The organism is Idiomarina sp. ST10R2A5, from assembly GCF_051842325.1.
Taxonomy (GTDB): Bacteria; Pseudomonadota; Gammaproteobacteria; order Enterobacterales; family Alteromonadaceae; genus Idiomarina; species Idiomarina abyssalis.
Genome location: NZ_JBNIEX010000002.1, coordinates 78,131 through 92,953, shown reverse-complemented (window position 1 = coordinate 92,953; position 14,823 = coordinate 78,131). Strand labels below are relative to the sequence as shown.

The 14,823-nt window shown below is 47.5% G+C and carries 16 protein-coding genes; 15 read left to right on the top strand and 1 reads right to left on the bottom strand.

The features are described from left to right. The first annotated feature begins 83 nt into the window (after positions 1-83). The 6 genes from ACP7FG_RS03155 to ACP7FG_RS03130 are packed head-to-tail and all read left to right on the top strand — an operon-like array spanning position 84 to position 7,534. Positions 84-464 (top strand): BlaI/MecI/CopY family transcriptional regulator, encoded by a 381-nt coding sequence (locus tag ACP7FG_RS03155; RefSeq protein WP_439225485.1) that lies wholly within the window; start codon positions 84-86, stop codon positions 462-464. After that, on the top strand, positions 457-1,398 hold the full coding sequence (locus tag ACP7FG_RS03150; RefSeq protein ID WP_439225484.1) for a M48 family metalloprotease: 942 nt from the start codon (positions 457-459) through the stop codon (positions 1,396-1,398). Before ACP7FG_RS03155 ends, ACP7FG_RS03150 begins: the two co-directional genes overlap by 8 nt. Beyond that, positions 1,398-2,624 (top strand): TolC family protein, encoded by a 1,227-nt coding sequence (locus tag ACP7FG_RS03145; protein WP_439225483.1) that lies wholly within the window; start codon positions 1,398-1,400, stop codon positions 2,622-2,624. Before ACP7FG_RS03150 ends, ACP7FG_RS03145 begins: the two co-directional genes overlap by 1 nt. Beyond that, on the top strand, positions 2,621-2,905 hold the full coding sequence (locus tag ACP7FG_RS03140) for a hypothetical protein (protein WP_439225482.1): 285 nt from the start codon (positions 2,621-2,623) through the stop codon (positions 2,903-2,905). The genes ACP7FG_RS03145 and ACP7FG_RS03140 overlap by 4 nt, the downstream gene beginning before the upstream one ends. A 22-nt stretch (positions 2,906-2,927) precedes the next feature. Beyond that, positions 2,928-4,448: an efflux RND transporter periplasmic adaptor subunit gene (locus ACP7FG_RS03135; RefSeq protein WP_439225481.1), complete on the top strand. Its 1,521-nt coding sequence runs from the start codon at positions 2,928-2,930 to the stop codon at positions 4,446-4,448. 8 nt (positions 4,449-4,456) lie between these two features. Beyond that, complete coding sequence (locus ACP7FG_RS03130; protein ID WP_439225480.1) at positions 4,457-7,534, top strand: efflux RND transporter permease subunit; 3,078 nt, start codon at positions 4,457-4,459, stop codon at positions 7,532-7,534. A gap of 355 nt (positions 7,535-7,889) precedes the next feature. On the opposite strand, the gene ACP7FG_RS03125 is transcribed toward ACP7FG_RS03130, so the two are convergent. Further along, positions 7,890-8,090 carry a hypothetical protein gene (locus tag ACP7FG_RS03125; RefSeq protein ID WP_006956255.1) on the bottom strand — a complete coding sequence of 67 codons (201 nt, stop codon included), beginning with the start codon at positions 8,088-8,090 and terminating at the stop codon, positions 7,890-7,892. 75 nt (positions 8,091-8,165) lie between these two features. Here ACP7FG_RS03125 and ACP7FG_RS03120 point away from each other — a divergent pair, with 75 nt between their 5' ends. The 9 genes from ACP7FG_RS03120 (at position 8,166) to ACP7FG_RS03080 (ending at position 14,803) form a co-directional block, all read left to right on the top strand. Next, a complete protein-coding gene (locus ACP7FG_RS03120; protein ID WP_011234488.1) occupies positions 8,166-8,510 on the top strand; it encodes a hypothetical protein in 345 nt (114 codons plus the stop codon). 66 nt (positions 8,511-8,576) lie between these two features. Further along, entirely contained in the window at positions 8,577-9,068 is a 492-nt protein-coding gene (locus tag ACP7FG_RS03115; protein ID WP_100690648.1) for a DUF411 domain-containing protein, read from the top strand. Between the two features lie 2 nt (positions 9,069-9,070). Next, on the top strand, positions 9,071-9,289 hold the full coding sequence (tatA, locus tag ACP7FG_RS03110) for a twin-arginine translocase TatA/TatE family subunit (RefSeq protein WP_053954069.1): 219 nt from the start codon (positions 9,071-9,073) through the stop codon (positions 9,287-9,289). Beyond that, entirely contained in the window at positions 9,279-11,042 is a 1,764-nt protein-coding gene (locus ACP7FG_RS03105; protein ID WP_439225479.1) for a copper resistance system multicopper oxidase, read from the top strand. Before tatA ends, ACP7FG_RS03105 begins: the two co-directional genes overlap by 11 nt. 11 nt (positions 11,043-11,053) lie before the next feature. Continuing rightward, positions 11,054-11,797 (top strand): copper resistance protein B, encoded by a 744-nt coding sequence (locus tag ACP7FG_RS03100; RefSeq protein ID WP_053954067.1) that lies wholly within the window; start codon positions 11,054-11,056, stop codon positions 11,795-11,797. A 26-nt stretch (positions 11,798-11,823) separates the two neighbouring features. Then, positions 11,824-12,174 (top strand): copper resistance CopC family protein, encoded by a 351-nt coding sequence (locus ACP7FG_RS03095; RefSeq protein ID WP_011234483.1) that lies wholly within the window; start codon positions 11,824-11,826, stop codon positions 12,172-12,174. Beyond that, positions 12,171-13,019: a copper resistance D family protein gene (locus ACP7FG_RS03090; protein ID WP_439225478.1), complete on the top strand. Its 849-nt coding sequence runs from the start codon at positions 12,171-12,173 to the stop codon at positions 13,017-13,019. The genes ACP7FG_RS03095 and ACP7FG_RS03090 overlap by 4 nt, the downstream gene beginning before the upstream one ends. Positions 13,020-13,036: 17 nt before the next feature. Continuing rightward, the gene (locus ACP7FG_RS03085) at positions 13,037-13,471 is read left to right on the top strand and encodes a YybH family protein (protein WP_008489764.1); all 435 of its coding nucleotides are present in this window, start codon (positions 13,037-13,039) and stop codon (positions 13,469-13,471) included. Positions 13,472-13,492: 21 nt separating this feature from the next. Continuing rightward, positions 13,493-14,803: an APC family permease gene (locus ACP7FG_RS03080; RefSeq protein WP_100690645.1), complete on the top strand. Its 1,311-nt coding sequence runs from the start codon at positions 13,493-13,495 to the stop codon at positions 14,801-14,803. Positions 14,804-14,823 lie beyond the last annotated feature (20 nt).

Genomic DNA, 14,823 nt, shown 5'->3' with positions numbered 1-14,823 from the left:
GCTTTCTGAAGGAAAACCGATTGACGCTCGGTTTTTATGTCTGTAGGCTAATTTGCCATCAGTAATTAGCATTGAGTGAACTAATGAAACTGGGTGACCTAGAGACCTTTGTATTGAAAATGGCGTGGCAACTTGGCTCAGGGACGGTGAAAACCTTCTATACCCAAGTAAAGCCAGCGAGAAATGTGTCGCAGAACACAGTGCAGTCGACGCTAGAGCGTTTATACCGGAAGTCGATACTAACGCGGCATAAAGAGGGTCACGCCTACGTTTATCAGCCTAAATTATCCCGTGAAGCATTTACCGCCCAGTTGCTCACCAATATGGTTAGTGAGTTTGAAAGCGACCCGTCAATGACATTAGCCGCTTTTGTTGAGCAACAAGAGGGGGTAAGCGATGCTAAGTGGAAACACTTAAAGGCGGTTGTTGAGCAAATTAAAAATGAGGAAGCACCTGATGGTTGAGCTGCTTTTTTCCTCGTTATTTTTAATCGCCATTGTGTTTTTCGTGTCGTTGGCAATAGTTGAGGGTCAGGTGTGGCGATATAGACGCCGCAATAAAACGGCCTTGCCGACACCGTTGTTAGTGACTCTAACAACAGCACCGGTTTTACTCGCCACAGCTATTTTATTAGCGCTTAGCTTGACCCTTCTTGGAAAAGGCACCGGGCTCATTGTCGACCACTGCCTGGTGCATGGGTTGAATCACCCTCACCTTTGTTTTGAACATTTGCCAGCAGGCGAGTTGTCTTTTCTGGCGGTGGTTGGTGCATCCTTACTGATACTCTATATAGCGGTTAAGTTCGCCATTCTGGCAAAAAGCACGTTTAAATACGCTCGAATTCACCGGTCGGTGAGTCAGTTCCAAACAGGCCGCATCAATTGGTTAGACAGTGATCGGGAAATGGCTTTTGTAACGGGTATAAGACAGCCTCGTATTTACCTAACTCACATGCTGAAAAAGCGTTTATCGCGACAAACCTTAAGGATTATTGTGGCGCACGAAATACAGCATGTTCGCAATCGTGACCTGATTAAAATGTTCTTTATAGAGTGTCTCCTAAGCTTTTACAGCCGCCGCACAAAAACGTATTTAATGAATCAATGGGTGCTTTATCGGGAGCAAAAAGTCGACAGGCAGTTAGCTGGTCGGTTTGGCCGAGCCGCTGTGGCCGATACGTTATTGCGCATGTTGCCGATTAAAAACCATGAGGCTGGCTTAAACAGCGCTGGCGGTGATATCGAGCAGCGAATCACTGCGTTAGCAAATTTAAATAAACGTTCTTTGTTTAGCGCTAAGAGAGCTTATCAATGGGTGGCAGTATTAACACTGAGCCTCACTGTATTTTTAACCGTCGAGCATCACGCGCTTGAGACGTTAATTGGATGGATTAATTAATGATAAAACAACTCGTTATCAGTGCGCTGTTGTGTGGCACGGTCGCGCCCGGCGCGGTTGCACAGAGCTCTGGCACGACCGAACAAGATATTGTGACTGCCTATATGAAGCAACAACGTATAGAGCAGTGGCTGGATGCCGAGACACAAGCCATTCAGGCCGAAAGAGAGGGCGCGGCATTGCTGCGTAACCCGGAACTGGAAGTTAGCTATGAGCCGATGACATATGCTGACGGTAGCGAAGAAAATGAATTGGCTATTTGGTTGACGCAGTCCTTCGACGCATGGGGAGCAAGAGACAGCCGGCAACAAGCAGCGAACCACAAAGCATTGGTCGAGCAATTACGGCTAGCGGCAGAGGTGCGTGATGAGCTGGTTGAAGTTAAGCGTCTTTTTTATCGGTTGGTCATGTTACGAGACCACTACGCTTCGGCGCAGCAGTGGGTCAAACAGTTAGAAAAGCTGGTTGATTTGAGCAACCAACAATTACAGTTAAACGAACAATCGGCCTTAGACCATTTCCGTCTGAACCAGGCGTTGTCATCAGCTGTGCTGCAACTGAGCACACTTGAACAAAAAGTGATTTCTACCAGTAAATCTTTGACCGCATACACCGGTTTAACGCTTAGCAATATTGACGCTTCCCTGTTGCCGAATGACTTAACGGTTAGTCGGTTAAGTCAACTGTCACCACCGCAGGATACATTGGAATTAAAGGTGCTTGAATCGTTGTTGAAAGGCTTAGATGCGCAACGTGCAGGCGCAGATGCAATGGCACTGCCAGAAGTTGCGCTCAGTGTGGGCGTTCGACAGTTGGATACGAATGCCGGCAACCAGTCAGAGGCGGCTGCATCCTTAGCCATTGAGCTGCCGCTGTTTGAACGCGGTCAATATCATTCGCGCCACTATGCCAGCCTGACATCGGCACTGGAAATAGAACAAGAGCAGACCCGACGGCGTGTATGGCAAACGTTCGCAAGCATTAAGCAACGCTTAAAAGCAGGCATCAAAGGCCTGAATAAAGCACAACAAGAAAGTGTCAGTGAAATGCTTGATAGTGCCACTGAAGCCTACTGGTTGGGCGAGATTAGTGTGACTGAATTAATTGACATTCAACAGACGCAGATGGCGCTTAGTGAACAAGTGCTGTCGGCAAAACTGGCGATCAGACAAGACTGGATCGCCTTGCAATCATTACTCAATCAAACAACGGAGATTAACCAATGAACACATTCTTGAAACTACTGGCAATGGCCGCAGCAGCGGCAGCAATTACGGCTTGCTCCGGGGATGAACATGGACACCCGCACGATGACGATGGTGGCCATATGAGCGAAGAGCAGCATGAACATGGAGAGGGCACTCATGAACATGCCGAAGAGCAACCGGAAACAGAAGCTTACTACGGCGATGAACAAGCCGAACCGGAAAATTCGACCGAAGAAGCCAGTAAAAAAGAAGAAGACACTCACACCCATGAAGACGGTGAAGAGCACGGTCACCACTAATTAGAGAACCAAGGATATGAACATGCGACTTCATCAGCTTTTAGCAAGTATTTTTATCGCCTTATTGCTAGCGGGGTGTGGCCAAACTGAAACTGAGTCGCATGGTCATGCGCACGAAGAAGCGGCAAGTTTAGTGTATACCGATTACACAGAGCACACTGAGCTTTTCGTAGAATTCCCTGCATTGAAACGGGGCGAGAGCTCTCGTTTTCTTGCTCATTTAACCAACCTTAGTGACTTTACTCCGGTTACAGAGGGCGCCGTTTATGTCGAGCTTAGGCAAAATGGAAAATTGAAAGCTGGCTTCCGGGTTAAACAGCCGACCCGAGACGGTTTATTTACTCCTGTTGTGACGCCGCGTGATGCGGGACGTTACCAACTGAGTATTCGCTTAGAGAATGATCAGTTCAGTAGTACCCATGAACTCGGCGAAGTCAGGGTTTTTGCGGCAAACGAACACGCACAAGTCTCGCAACCAGAGGTTGCTGGTGATATCACCTATTTAAAAGAACAGCAGTGGCAGCAACCGTTCGCGACTACTAAGGCGCAACAGTTATCCCTCAGCGAATCAGTGCCTGCGTTTGCTACGGTAAAAGCGCCGGCCAATAAGCAAGCGACGATCCGCGCTCCTCAGGCCGGTTATTTTTTCCCGGATGCCTCAGTTACGGCAGGTCATTCGGTTGAGCGTGGCGATAGACTCGGGCTGTTAGTTCCCCGAGCTCAGAGCTCTCAAGATATTATTTCGTTGCAATTAGAGCTTGCTGAATATCAATCAGAATTGGTCCTGGCTGAGCAAGAAGTTCAGCGCTTACAGCAGTTAGTTGACAATGGTGCGATACCAGAAACCCGTCTGCAAACGGCTAAAGCTAAACAACAGCAACTGAGTAGCCGAGTCAATGCCACGCAAGCGCGTATTCAGCAAGGTCAATTGGGCGAGACCGAAGGCGGTATTGCGATAAAAAGCCCGATTAGTGGCAAAATTTTAAGCAGTCCGCTAGCCAGTGGAATGTATGTTGACGAGCAGCAAATTCTGACCGAGCTTGCGGCCAACCAGCAACGCTGGTTAGAGCTGTTTATTCCCGAGCGTTTTAGTCAGCACGTGCAAGCCATTTCAGGTGCATGGCTAGATACCGATGAACAAATTGTTCGGTTAGATGAGAAAAACTCAATAGTTGCTGCACGCTCCTTGATGGTTCAGCCCGTTTCAAGAACTTATTCCGTAACCCTGGGGTTCGCTGCTGACAAATGGCAGCCCATGATTGGTCAGACTTTTGCGGCCAAGGCGATTACGTCGGCGAATAAAGCGGCGATTGCGATTCCCGTGAGTGCAGTCATCAGACAAGAAGGTAAGGACGTTGTATTTGTGCATACAGGCGGAGAAACGTTCGAGCGCCGGGAGGTTACGTTGGGTATCCAGGATGGCGAGAACATTGAAGTGACTCGAGGCTTGAAAGCGGGTGAGCGAGTAGTAAGCACTGGCGCTTATGACGTTCGTTTAGCGGCTCTCGGTGGTGAAGAAATCGGCCACGGCCACGCACATTAAGGATTTTTATGATTGATCGAATTATTCAGTGGTCGCTCCATAATAGGCTGATTGTTATTGCGTTGGCATTAGTGCTTTTGGTCTGGGGTGGTTACAGCACCATTAAAGCGCCCGTCGATGTATTTCCTGACTTAACCGCGCCATCGGTCACTATTGTGACAGAAGCTCACGGTATGCCGCCGGAAGACGTTGAGAAACTCATTACCTTTCCGATTGAGTCCGCGATGAACGGAGCCTCGGGTGTACGTCGGGTTCGCTCTAATAGTGGTATTGGTATCAGTGTCGTTACCGTTGAGTTTGACTGGGAAACCGATGTTTATTTAGCCCGTCAGATGGTGTCGGAGCGTCTGCAAACATTACAGAATGAGCTACCCTCAGACGTGGGAGCACCGCAGATGGCACCAGTGTCCTCTATTATGGGGGAAATTATGTTTTTAGCGCTGACTTCAGAGGCTCACTCTGAGATAGAGCTAAAAACAACGGCTGATTACACCATTAGAAGGCGGTTGCTGGCTGTGCCGGGCGTTGCTGAAGTGATTTCGACCGGGGGACAAGTCAAGCAATACCAAGTTGTCGCGAAACCGGATGCACTCATTGCAAATGATTTATCGCTTGATGATGTGACCAAAGCCTTAGAAGGCTCCAACATGACCTCATCGGCTGGCTTTGTAAAACAGAACCAGCAAGAGTTTCTCATCCAGGGCATGGGACGTATAGAGTCGCAAAGCGATATTGAGCAAACCGTGGTCGCTAATCGCGGTGGTATTCCGGTGTTAGTGCAGGATATCGCGGATGTTGAAGTTGGGCCCGCCTTACGTCGAGGGACTGCGGCTTTTAATGGTCGCTCAGGTGTGGTGTTGGGTATTCAAAAGCAACCGAACACCAATACGCTAGAATTAACGGACGACTTAGATCGCGTCATTAATGATATCAACCAAAGCCTGCCAGAGGGCATGACGCTACAGACAGATACATTCCGTCAGTCAGACTTTATTGAAACATCCATTGGCAACCTAAACAGCGCGCTTAGAGACGGTGCGATTTTAGTCGTTGCCATTATGTTTATCTTTCTCTTCAGTGCCCGAGCAACCGGTATTGCCTTAGTGGCAATTCCGCTGTCGTTATTGGTTGCTGTCTTAACCATTCGCCACTTCGGAGGCTCTCTAAATACAATGACCTTAGGCGGTATGACTATTGCCTTAGGTGCGCTTGTTGATGACGCCATTATTGTGGTTGAAAACGTGGTTAAACGACTCCGTGAAAATTTGGCGAAGCCGGCTGCGGAGCAACTGTCTAAATTGAAAGTGATTGCCGGCGCAACACGAGAAATTGAAAGCTCGATTGTGTTTGCGACCTTTATCATTGTTTTGGTCTTTTTGCCGCTGTTCTTTTTACAAGGCGTTGAAGGGCGTCTGCTGCAACCGTTAGGCGTTGCCTATATTGTTTCTATTCTGGCTTCTCTGTTGGTCGCAATTACGATTACGCCGGTACTGAGTTACTACGGGCTGAGCGGCAGTAAGAGTTTACTGGCATCGCACGATACGCGCTTTATTAGCGCGCTTAAGGCAAGCTATCGACCTATTCTCAATGGTTCACTGCAACGGCCAAAACTTTTGCTATCGTCAGCGGGCGTACTGTTGCTGATTGCGTTATTGGCGGTGTTCCAGTTTGGGCGCGGATTTTTGCCGGAGTTTAATGAGGGCAGCTTAACGGTCAGTGTGGTTACGGTACCAGGAACGTCTTTAGAAAAGTCCGATGCTATCGGTGAACGTGTAGAGCGGATCTTACTGGACGAGCCCGAAGTGGTTGCGACGACACGCCGTACCGGACGTGCTGAACGAGACCCACACGCGCAGCAAGTGTTTGCGTCGGAGATCGACGTTAAGCTCAGTATGCAGTCCCGCTCAAAAGAGGCGCTGCTCGAGAGCTTACGCCAGGAGTTTTTCTTCCTTACCGGGGTTAACGTCATTATCGGGCAGCCCATATCGCATCGTATTGACCATATGTTGTCGGGCACGCGCGCAAACATCGCTATTAAGTTATTTGGCAATGAGCTGTACAAACTGCGTCAGCTGGGTGCTCAAATCGAAAGCTTGGTCAAAGAAGTTCCGGGAGCCGTTGACGTAGCGATGGATCAGCAAGCGGAAATTCCGTTTATTACCTTTGATTTCAAGCGGGCTCAGTTAGCACAGTATGGGATGAGCATCGAGCAGGCATCGCATGCGTTGGAAACGGCATTTGCCGGAACATCGGCAAGTCGCATTCTTGAAGAACAGGCGACCTTTGACCTGGTGGTACGCTACCCTTATCGGTATCGCGAAGATATTGAGTCGTTAAAAAATACCATGATTAAGGCACCGAATGGCGCAGTTATTCCGTTCTCAGCCATCGCAGATATCAACAAGACGCGTGGTGCTAACACCATTACCCGTGAAAATGTGCAGCGTAACCTGGTGGTCATGGCAAACGTGAGTGGTCGCGACCTTATTGGTGTGGTTGACGATATTGAACAACGGATAACGCAGAGTATCGACCTGCCCACGGGTTATTATATTGAGTTTGGTGGACAGTTTGAGAGTGCCGAGAGCGCTAACACACGGCTAATGCTGCTCGGTATTGGCGTAATTATTGGCATTTATTTGTTGCTACTCACGGCGTTTAACTCGGCTAAAGAAGCGTTCTTGGTGATGTTAAACCTACCGTTAGCGCTGATTGGTGGTGTCGCTGGCATTTACTTTGCTGGTGGTGTTATCAACATTGCTGTCATTATCGGTTTTATCACACTGTTTGGTATAGCCACGCGAAATGGCGTTATTTTAGTGGACTACATCAAGCAGCTTATGGCTAAAGGTGTCGAATTAACGGATGCCATTAAGCAAGCATCAGAAGAACGGTTAGTACCTATTTTGATGACGGCGTTGGCAACGGCATTAGCGCTCATTCCATTATCGTTGGGACTTGGCGAGCCAGGCAGTGAAATCCAGGCTCCTATGGCGATAGTTATCCTTTGGGGCCTTATTTCTTCGACGGTGCTAAATATGGTGATAGTGCCGGCGGGTTATTTCTTGCTAAATAGACAGAAATAGAAATGTGATTAACCACTAAAACGAAAAAGCCCCGCACGAAGTGCAGGGCTTTAGGGATAGATGGTGCCGGAGGCGGAATCGATAAGATCTAATAACTTATTGTTTTATAGTGGATAAAAAATATTAAGATTCAAGCGTGTTACTTACCTTGTTACTAAAACTTCAGCTTTAGTTTTTTGATTGAAAGCTTTTTCACAAATGAATCTTTTAACTTTTTGGCTATGCCCAATACTCGCTTAACACGTTGAACATAGCTATAGTGGTCTGCAACTTGTGAACGTGTAGTGGCAAATAAATTCGTGCTTCTGATCAGAGATGAAAAGCTATACTTGTTGCTTTGGTTAAAGTGAATTAGCTATTTATCAACATTTTTCCATGGGCCGAACGCTATAAAGTAAAGAAGAATGATATTTGCGATAGGGATAACAATCAGAAGACCCAATGGACCAGGGTAGCCAACTCGTTGGCAGATACGCCATGCGGGAACAATAAAAATAGCTCCCACAATCAGCATCCATAGAAAGCCCATACCTGCGAACATTTCGTGATTCATCATTATCTGCTCCTTATTTGACATGCGTTAAAATGACGTTAGACTGAAGTTTATTAAATTGCAAAAAGCAGGGTGCTCGTGCTAATTCGAATTCTGTTATTAATGACAGTGCTATTGGTGTCGATGTCGTTTTCGCAAACGGCAGAAGCTCACGCATGTCATGATAACAGCCAAATGCAGCACAGCATGATGTACGAAGCCGACACAAACGATTGCGAGCATGAGACGCAAAAGCACAACTCGTGCTGTGCTGACATGACCATTCGGCATTGCTCCGGCGGCTCGGTTTTATTTGTCGGACAGTCTTCTTCGGTTAATGCCGCTGCAGTTAACCTCTCTGCCAAAGTCGATGCGCCCGTTGACACCTCCATTCGTGCTAAACACGCGTCTAATTTATTCCGTCCCCCAATAATTACCGCTTAATAAGTTACTAGAAATTTAACACACGCTCGGCGTGTTTCCTTAAAACTTATTAATCGGTGAATAATTATGTCTATCAAACGCAATATCGCTGTTTTGGCGATGCTGTTTTCCGTGTCTGTATCTGCAACCGATGTAGAAGAGCAGCAACTAACCGTTCTAAAAGATCCCAACTGCGGTTGCTGTGAAAAGTGGTTACAAGCTTTACCCGATAGCTTTAGTGTGTCCGTACAACATCCGAACAACCTGACCCAACGAAAACGTGACTCCGGTATTAGTGCCGAGGTCCAATCCTGTCATACCGCTATTTCTAGTAATGGCTATGTCTTTGAGGGGCACGTTCCTCCTACATTGGTTTCTCATTATTTAGCTGGGAAAAAGTCAGCCAATGGCATTGGATTAACTGTTCCTGGCATGCCGGTAGGGTCTGTTGGTATGGAAATGGGTACTCGGTTTCAACCGTATACGGTCTATGAAATCAAAGAGGACGGTTCAATTACACCTTATAAGCAGATAGCAAGTTTAGAGCAGCAGCAAGCACTCTCAAATGGAGGGCTTTAGCTATGGGATTTGGCGGCATGAGTATGGTTCAGTTAGGAGTTTTACTGGTTATTGTCATTCTTCTTTTTGGTAGTAAAAAGCTACGAACCCTGGGCTCCGATCTTGGTAGTGCGATTAAAGGGTTTAAATCATCGGTTTCTGATGAGCCGTCTGATAAGGAACAGGACGTTCAACGTTATCAAAATTTAACCTCAAAAGAGGAGCGTCATAATGAGCAATGAGTTTAACAAAGGGCGTCGAAAGTTTATTAAATCTGCATTCACTGTGGCGTCTGCTTTAGCAATCGCCAAAGTAGCCCCAACTTGGGCTGCTCCTCAGGGACGCAGTTTTAAAGATCAGATCCTGACAAACGATGAGATTGATCTGACCATTGCAAAGTCCCCACTGCTCGTGGGAAATAAAGTAGGAGCACCAATAACCATCAATGGCCAAATGCCGGGCCCTTTGATTCGTTTAAAAGAAGGGCAGCGAGCAAAGCTAAATGTGACTAACCGGTTGTCGGAAGACACGTCAATTCACTGGCACGGAATTATATTGCCGGAGAATATGGATGGCGTGCCTGGCGTATCTTTCGAAGGGATAAAGCCAGGACGAACGTTCAAATACCGCTACGATGTCGAGCAAAACGGAACTTATTGGTATCACAGCCATTCCGGTTTGCAGGAGCAATTGGGACACCTGGGGCCGTTAGTGATTGAACCGAAAGACGGAGACATTGGTGCTGATCGAGAACATACCATTATTCTCAGCGACTGGACATTCGAAGATCCGGATACCGTGTTTCGTAACTTGAAAGTTGCGGAGGGGTACTATAACTATCAAAAACGTACGATATTTGAGACCTTCGAGGACGTGCGACAGCAAGGGTTAGAGAAAACCTGGAAGCAACGAGAAATGTGGGGGCAAATGCGAATGAGCCCCCGTGATATTGCGGATGTGACGGGCAGTACTTATACCTACCTGATGAATGGCCGCGATTCACAGATGAACTGGTCAGCATTGTTTAAGCCTGGTGAAAAAGTACGCCTGCGTATCATTAATGGTTCGGCAATGAGTTTCTTCGACGTAAGAATCCCTGGATTGGAGATGACGGTAGTGGCCGCTGACGGGCAGCCTGTGAAGCCAGTGCCAGTTGACGAGTTCCGCATTGGTGTGGCGGAAACCTACGATGTAATTGTCCAGCCTAAGCAAAACAAGCCTTACACTATTTATGCTGAGAGCTTTGACCGAAGTGGTTATGTCAGAGGTACATTAACGCCGGAACTTGGTCTTGAGGCTGAAGTGCCTGAACTACGGCAAGTTCCTGAGCGAGGCATGGCCGCTATGGGCATGGGAGCGATGGCGATGTCCGGTGATATGAAAGGCAATAGCATGAATATGAAGCATATGGGCGGCAATAACAGCCATATGACGCATAAAATGACACACAAAAAAGAGCTCCCGGTCGAAAACATTAAAATCAAACACCGTGAGTCCGGACATGGCGCCGGGGCGGCTATGATTGCTACAAACCCGGTAAGCCGTTTGCATGAACCCGGGATTGGATTGGAAGACGTTGATCATAAAGTCTTAGTGTATACCGACTTGGTCGGCGCGCATGAATGGCCGGATACGCGGGAGCCCGAACGACAGATAGAGCTGCACTTAACGGGTAATATGGAGCGTTACATGTGGTCTTTCGACGGGAAGAAGTTTACCGAAGTGAATGGCCCGGTTCAGTTTCATCATGGAGAACGACTGAGGTTGGTGATGGTAAACGATACGATGATGGACCACCCCATACACCTACACGGTATGTGGATGGAACTTGAAAACGGACAGTATCCACGCCCACGCAAACATACGATTAGCCTGAAGCCGAGCGAAAAAGTGTCGTTATTGATAACGGCAGACGCGCCGGGTAGTTGGGCGTTCCACTGTCACCTGTTGTATCACATGAAAGCGGGTATGTTCCGTGTGGTCAATGTCGCATAAGGAGGACAATTATGTACGGTAAATCATTATTAGTGGGTGCGGCGTTGTTGCCAGGTTTAGCAGTCGCCGGACATGCGAAAGAGGACTGGCCTGAACCCGTCAAAGAATATTACACCGGGCAAGTACTGTTCGATCGGTTGGAGTTAACGCGAACCAACGAGGAAGAGAACCTAGCCGTCTGGGACATGATGGCTTGGTATGGCGGTGACTATCACCGAGCTGTTTTCAAGAGTGAAGGGGAGAATGTTCAAGACGACGGTGAGCCCACTGACTTGGAAAGTGCCGAACTGCTGTATGGATACTTGGTGTCTCCGTTTTGGTCGTTTCAGGCCGGTATTGGTACGCGAGGTACCTTATCGTCGGACGCGTCTATGGAAAATTATGCTGTCGTGAGTTTTATGGGGTTGGCGCCCTATTGGTTCGAAATGGATAACTCGCTGATGGTGAATGAAGAAGGCGACGTCCAATTTGTTAGCGAAACTGAGTACGAGTGGCAGCTCACACAAACATCGTACTTACAGCCTCGCATTGAGTTTACAGCCAACCTGACAGATTCAGACAAATATGAACGGCAAAGTGGCTTGAGCAACTTGCGTGTGGGGTTGCGTTATCGTCACGAAATCAGTCGTGAGTTTGCACCCTACATTGGTGTTTATTGGAACGGCGCGTTAGGCAACACGGCAGATGAAATGAAACGAATGGGTGAGGACACCACAGAAACAGGCGTGGTCCTTGGGGCCAGAGTTTGGTTTTAATTGATAATAAACAAAGAGGAAACAACATGAAAAACATACTTAAGTTAGCCTTCGGTACCACGTTATTTTTTAGTGCATGGGCCAGCGCTCACGTCGGCCTAACATCCAGTAGCCCGGAGGACGGTGCGACTTTGTCCGAGTCACCAACGGAAATTACGATGAATTTTTCCGGTGATGTTCGTCTGGCTAAAATTATGCTGCACTCAGATGACGGTAAAATGCATCCGCTGGACTTTTCGATGAGCATGACTCCCAAAGCAGCGTACGAAATTGCTGTTAAAAACAATTTGGCGTCAGGTGGTTATACGGTTTATTGGACGGCAATGGGTGGGGACAGTCATAAAATATCGGGTGATTTTAGCTTTGAGGTGAAATGATGACCCTTTGGAGTGTGGCCAGCGTTTTAACGTTGGCCTTTATATTCTGGCTTAACGCGGTGATGACCGCCTCGCCTTATATCGTTTATTTGTCCGGTTTAAAAAAGCAGTCTGAACGAAAGAATAGCCTTGTTGCGTTGCTTCTATTACTGGCAAGCCTTCTGTATTTTTTTCTGAAAGTCGGTAGTTTTGCTGCTGAAGGCTTTGCCGGCATGATTGACACGACCTACATGCAGTTTATATGGACCGGCCCTGTTGGGTTGTTCATCCAACTTCAGATAGCGGTTGCTATTGCTTGGATTGTTTACTCCGTTGTTAAGCTAAAACGTATAAAGTGGGTGCTATATGTTGTCGCCATTGGACTCATGGGATGGAGCTTTTTAAGTATTGGTCACGGCAGTGACGCCGTCTGGTGGGGAAAGCTAGCGCTTTTAACACACTTGTTAGTCGCTTGGGTTTGGTTCGGCAGTCTTAACTCATTGCGAAAGCTGGCAACGTCGGTACCGCTTGCTAAAGCGAAAGCCATTATGGAGCGTTTTGGTGTGCATATGTCTGCAGCGGTTCCAATACTCCTTATTGCGGGCTTGGTTATGTATCGTAGTGCAGCAGGGCGATGGATGCCAGAGCTGCCGCTTACGTCGTATGACACGGTACTACTAGCGAAACTTGTGTTTGTGGCGCTGATTCTCCTTGTTGCCGCATTGCATAAATTAAAGTTCGTACCGCAATTAAATGATAACGCGGCCGCCAAGCGACTCAAAAACTCCATAACGGCGGAAATGGTATTGGCTGTCACTATTTTTACCCTGGCCTCTGCGCTAAGCAGCGCGTTTTCCCCCGGTTAATGTAAGGAATAAGAAGAATGAAATTACTTGTGAGTGTTTTTATGGTTTCGGTAATGTTTATTTCAGCGCCCAGTAGCGCCGAAAAACTATCTGAGCCGACCGCTGTGCTTGATGCATTTCGAACTGCTTTAACTGAAGGTGACACGGAGGTCGTTAAAGACGTGCTTTCCGATGATGTGCTTATCTTTGAAGGTGGTGGCGTTGAACGGTCCCTGGCTGAATACAGTGCTCATCATCTTAAGTCAGATATCAAATTTAGCCAGGCGGTTCCTTCCAAGCTGATTGAAAGAACACGATATGAAGTGGCTAGCCTTGCTGTGATCACTTCTCGATATAGTATTTCCGGGGCGTACAACGGGCGTGAGATTGATTTAACGATGAATGAAACTGTAACCGTTTCACATACCCCGGAGTCTGGCTGGAAAATTATCCGGATTCACTGGTCCAACTAACGTCAACCACAGGAGCTGATTATGGCGGAACACGATCACGAACACGGACATCAGGGTTATCAGAAAGGAAGCCTTAGTCTTTGGGGGGCGGTGTCGCTGGGGACTGGTGTCATGATTGGCGCTGGTATTTTTGCACTGACAGGACAAGTTGCTCAGCTAGCAAGAGAGTGGTTTGTACTGGCGTTTGTGTGCGGCGGTATCATTGCCGGTTTCAGCGCCTATTCGTATGTGAAACTGGCCAAAGCATACCCGTCAGCGGGGGGCATTGCGATGTTCCTCAGTAAAGCCTATGGGAAAGGAAGTGTGACGGCAATATTCGCACTCTTGATGTACTTTTCTATGGTGATTAATGAAAGTTTAGTCGCTCGGACATTTGCGTCCTATACCAGCCAATTAATTTCTTTTGAAGCGCAGTGGCTTGTCCCGTTGTTGGCGGTTGGTTTGCTGGTCTTTGCGTTTTTTATCAATATTTTGAGTAATCAGTTTATTCAAACGTTCTCGTTTTTTATGGCCTTTGTTAAGGCTTTAGGATTGGTGATTTTAGCGGCTGGTGGTTTGTGGGCCTCAGGCATTCAGTTTGAATCGATATCGGCTATTCCAGAAGAAGCTACCGGCGGCGGTATTTTAGCGGGGATTGCTTTAAGCATACTTGCGTACAAAGGGTTTACAACAATAACCAATAGTGGCGGTGAAATTGTTGAGCCCAAGAAAAATGTCGGGCGTGCCATTATTATTTCGTTGATTATCTGCGCGTTAATATATGTTCTGGTCACTCTGGCGGTTGGCTCGAGCCTGTCCATAGATGAGATTGTGAAAGCGAAAGATTATGCGCTTGCTGAAGCTGCCAGACCCGTCTATGGCGAGACTGGACTTTGGGTGACGGTCGCTTTTGCAATTGTCGCAACGGTATCCGGTGTGATCGCGAGCGCGTTTGCCGTCTCGAGAATGTTGGCTATGTTGACCAATATGAAACTTGTGCCACACAGTCATTTTGGGATGCCAGGTTCCATTCAGAAGCACACACTGGTTTACACTATCGTGATGGCTATGGTCTTAGCTGCTTTTTTCGATTTGAACCGAATCGCTTCGCTTGGTGCTATTTTTTATATCGTTATGGACATTGCGATCCACTGGGGGGTATTGAGACATCTTAGACAAAAAGTGAATGCCAATATTTACATACTTGTCAGCGCAATCACGCTAGATGTCATCGTTTTAGCCGCTTTTATATGGGTGAAATGGACAAGCGATCCGCTGGTTATTTGGGCGTCTCTTATCGGTATGGCATTGATTGCCGCTGGTGAGATTTTGTTTTTACGTAAAAAGCGTTAAGAAAAAGAGCGCATAGCGCT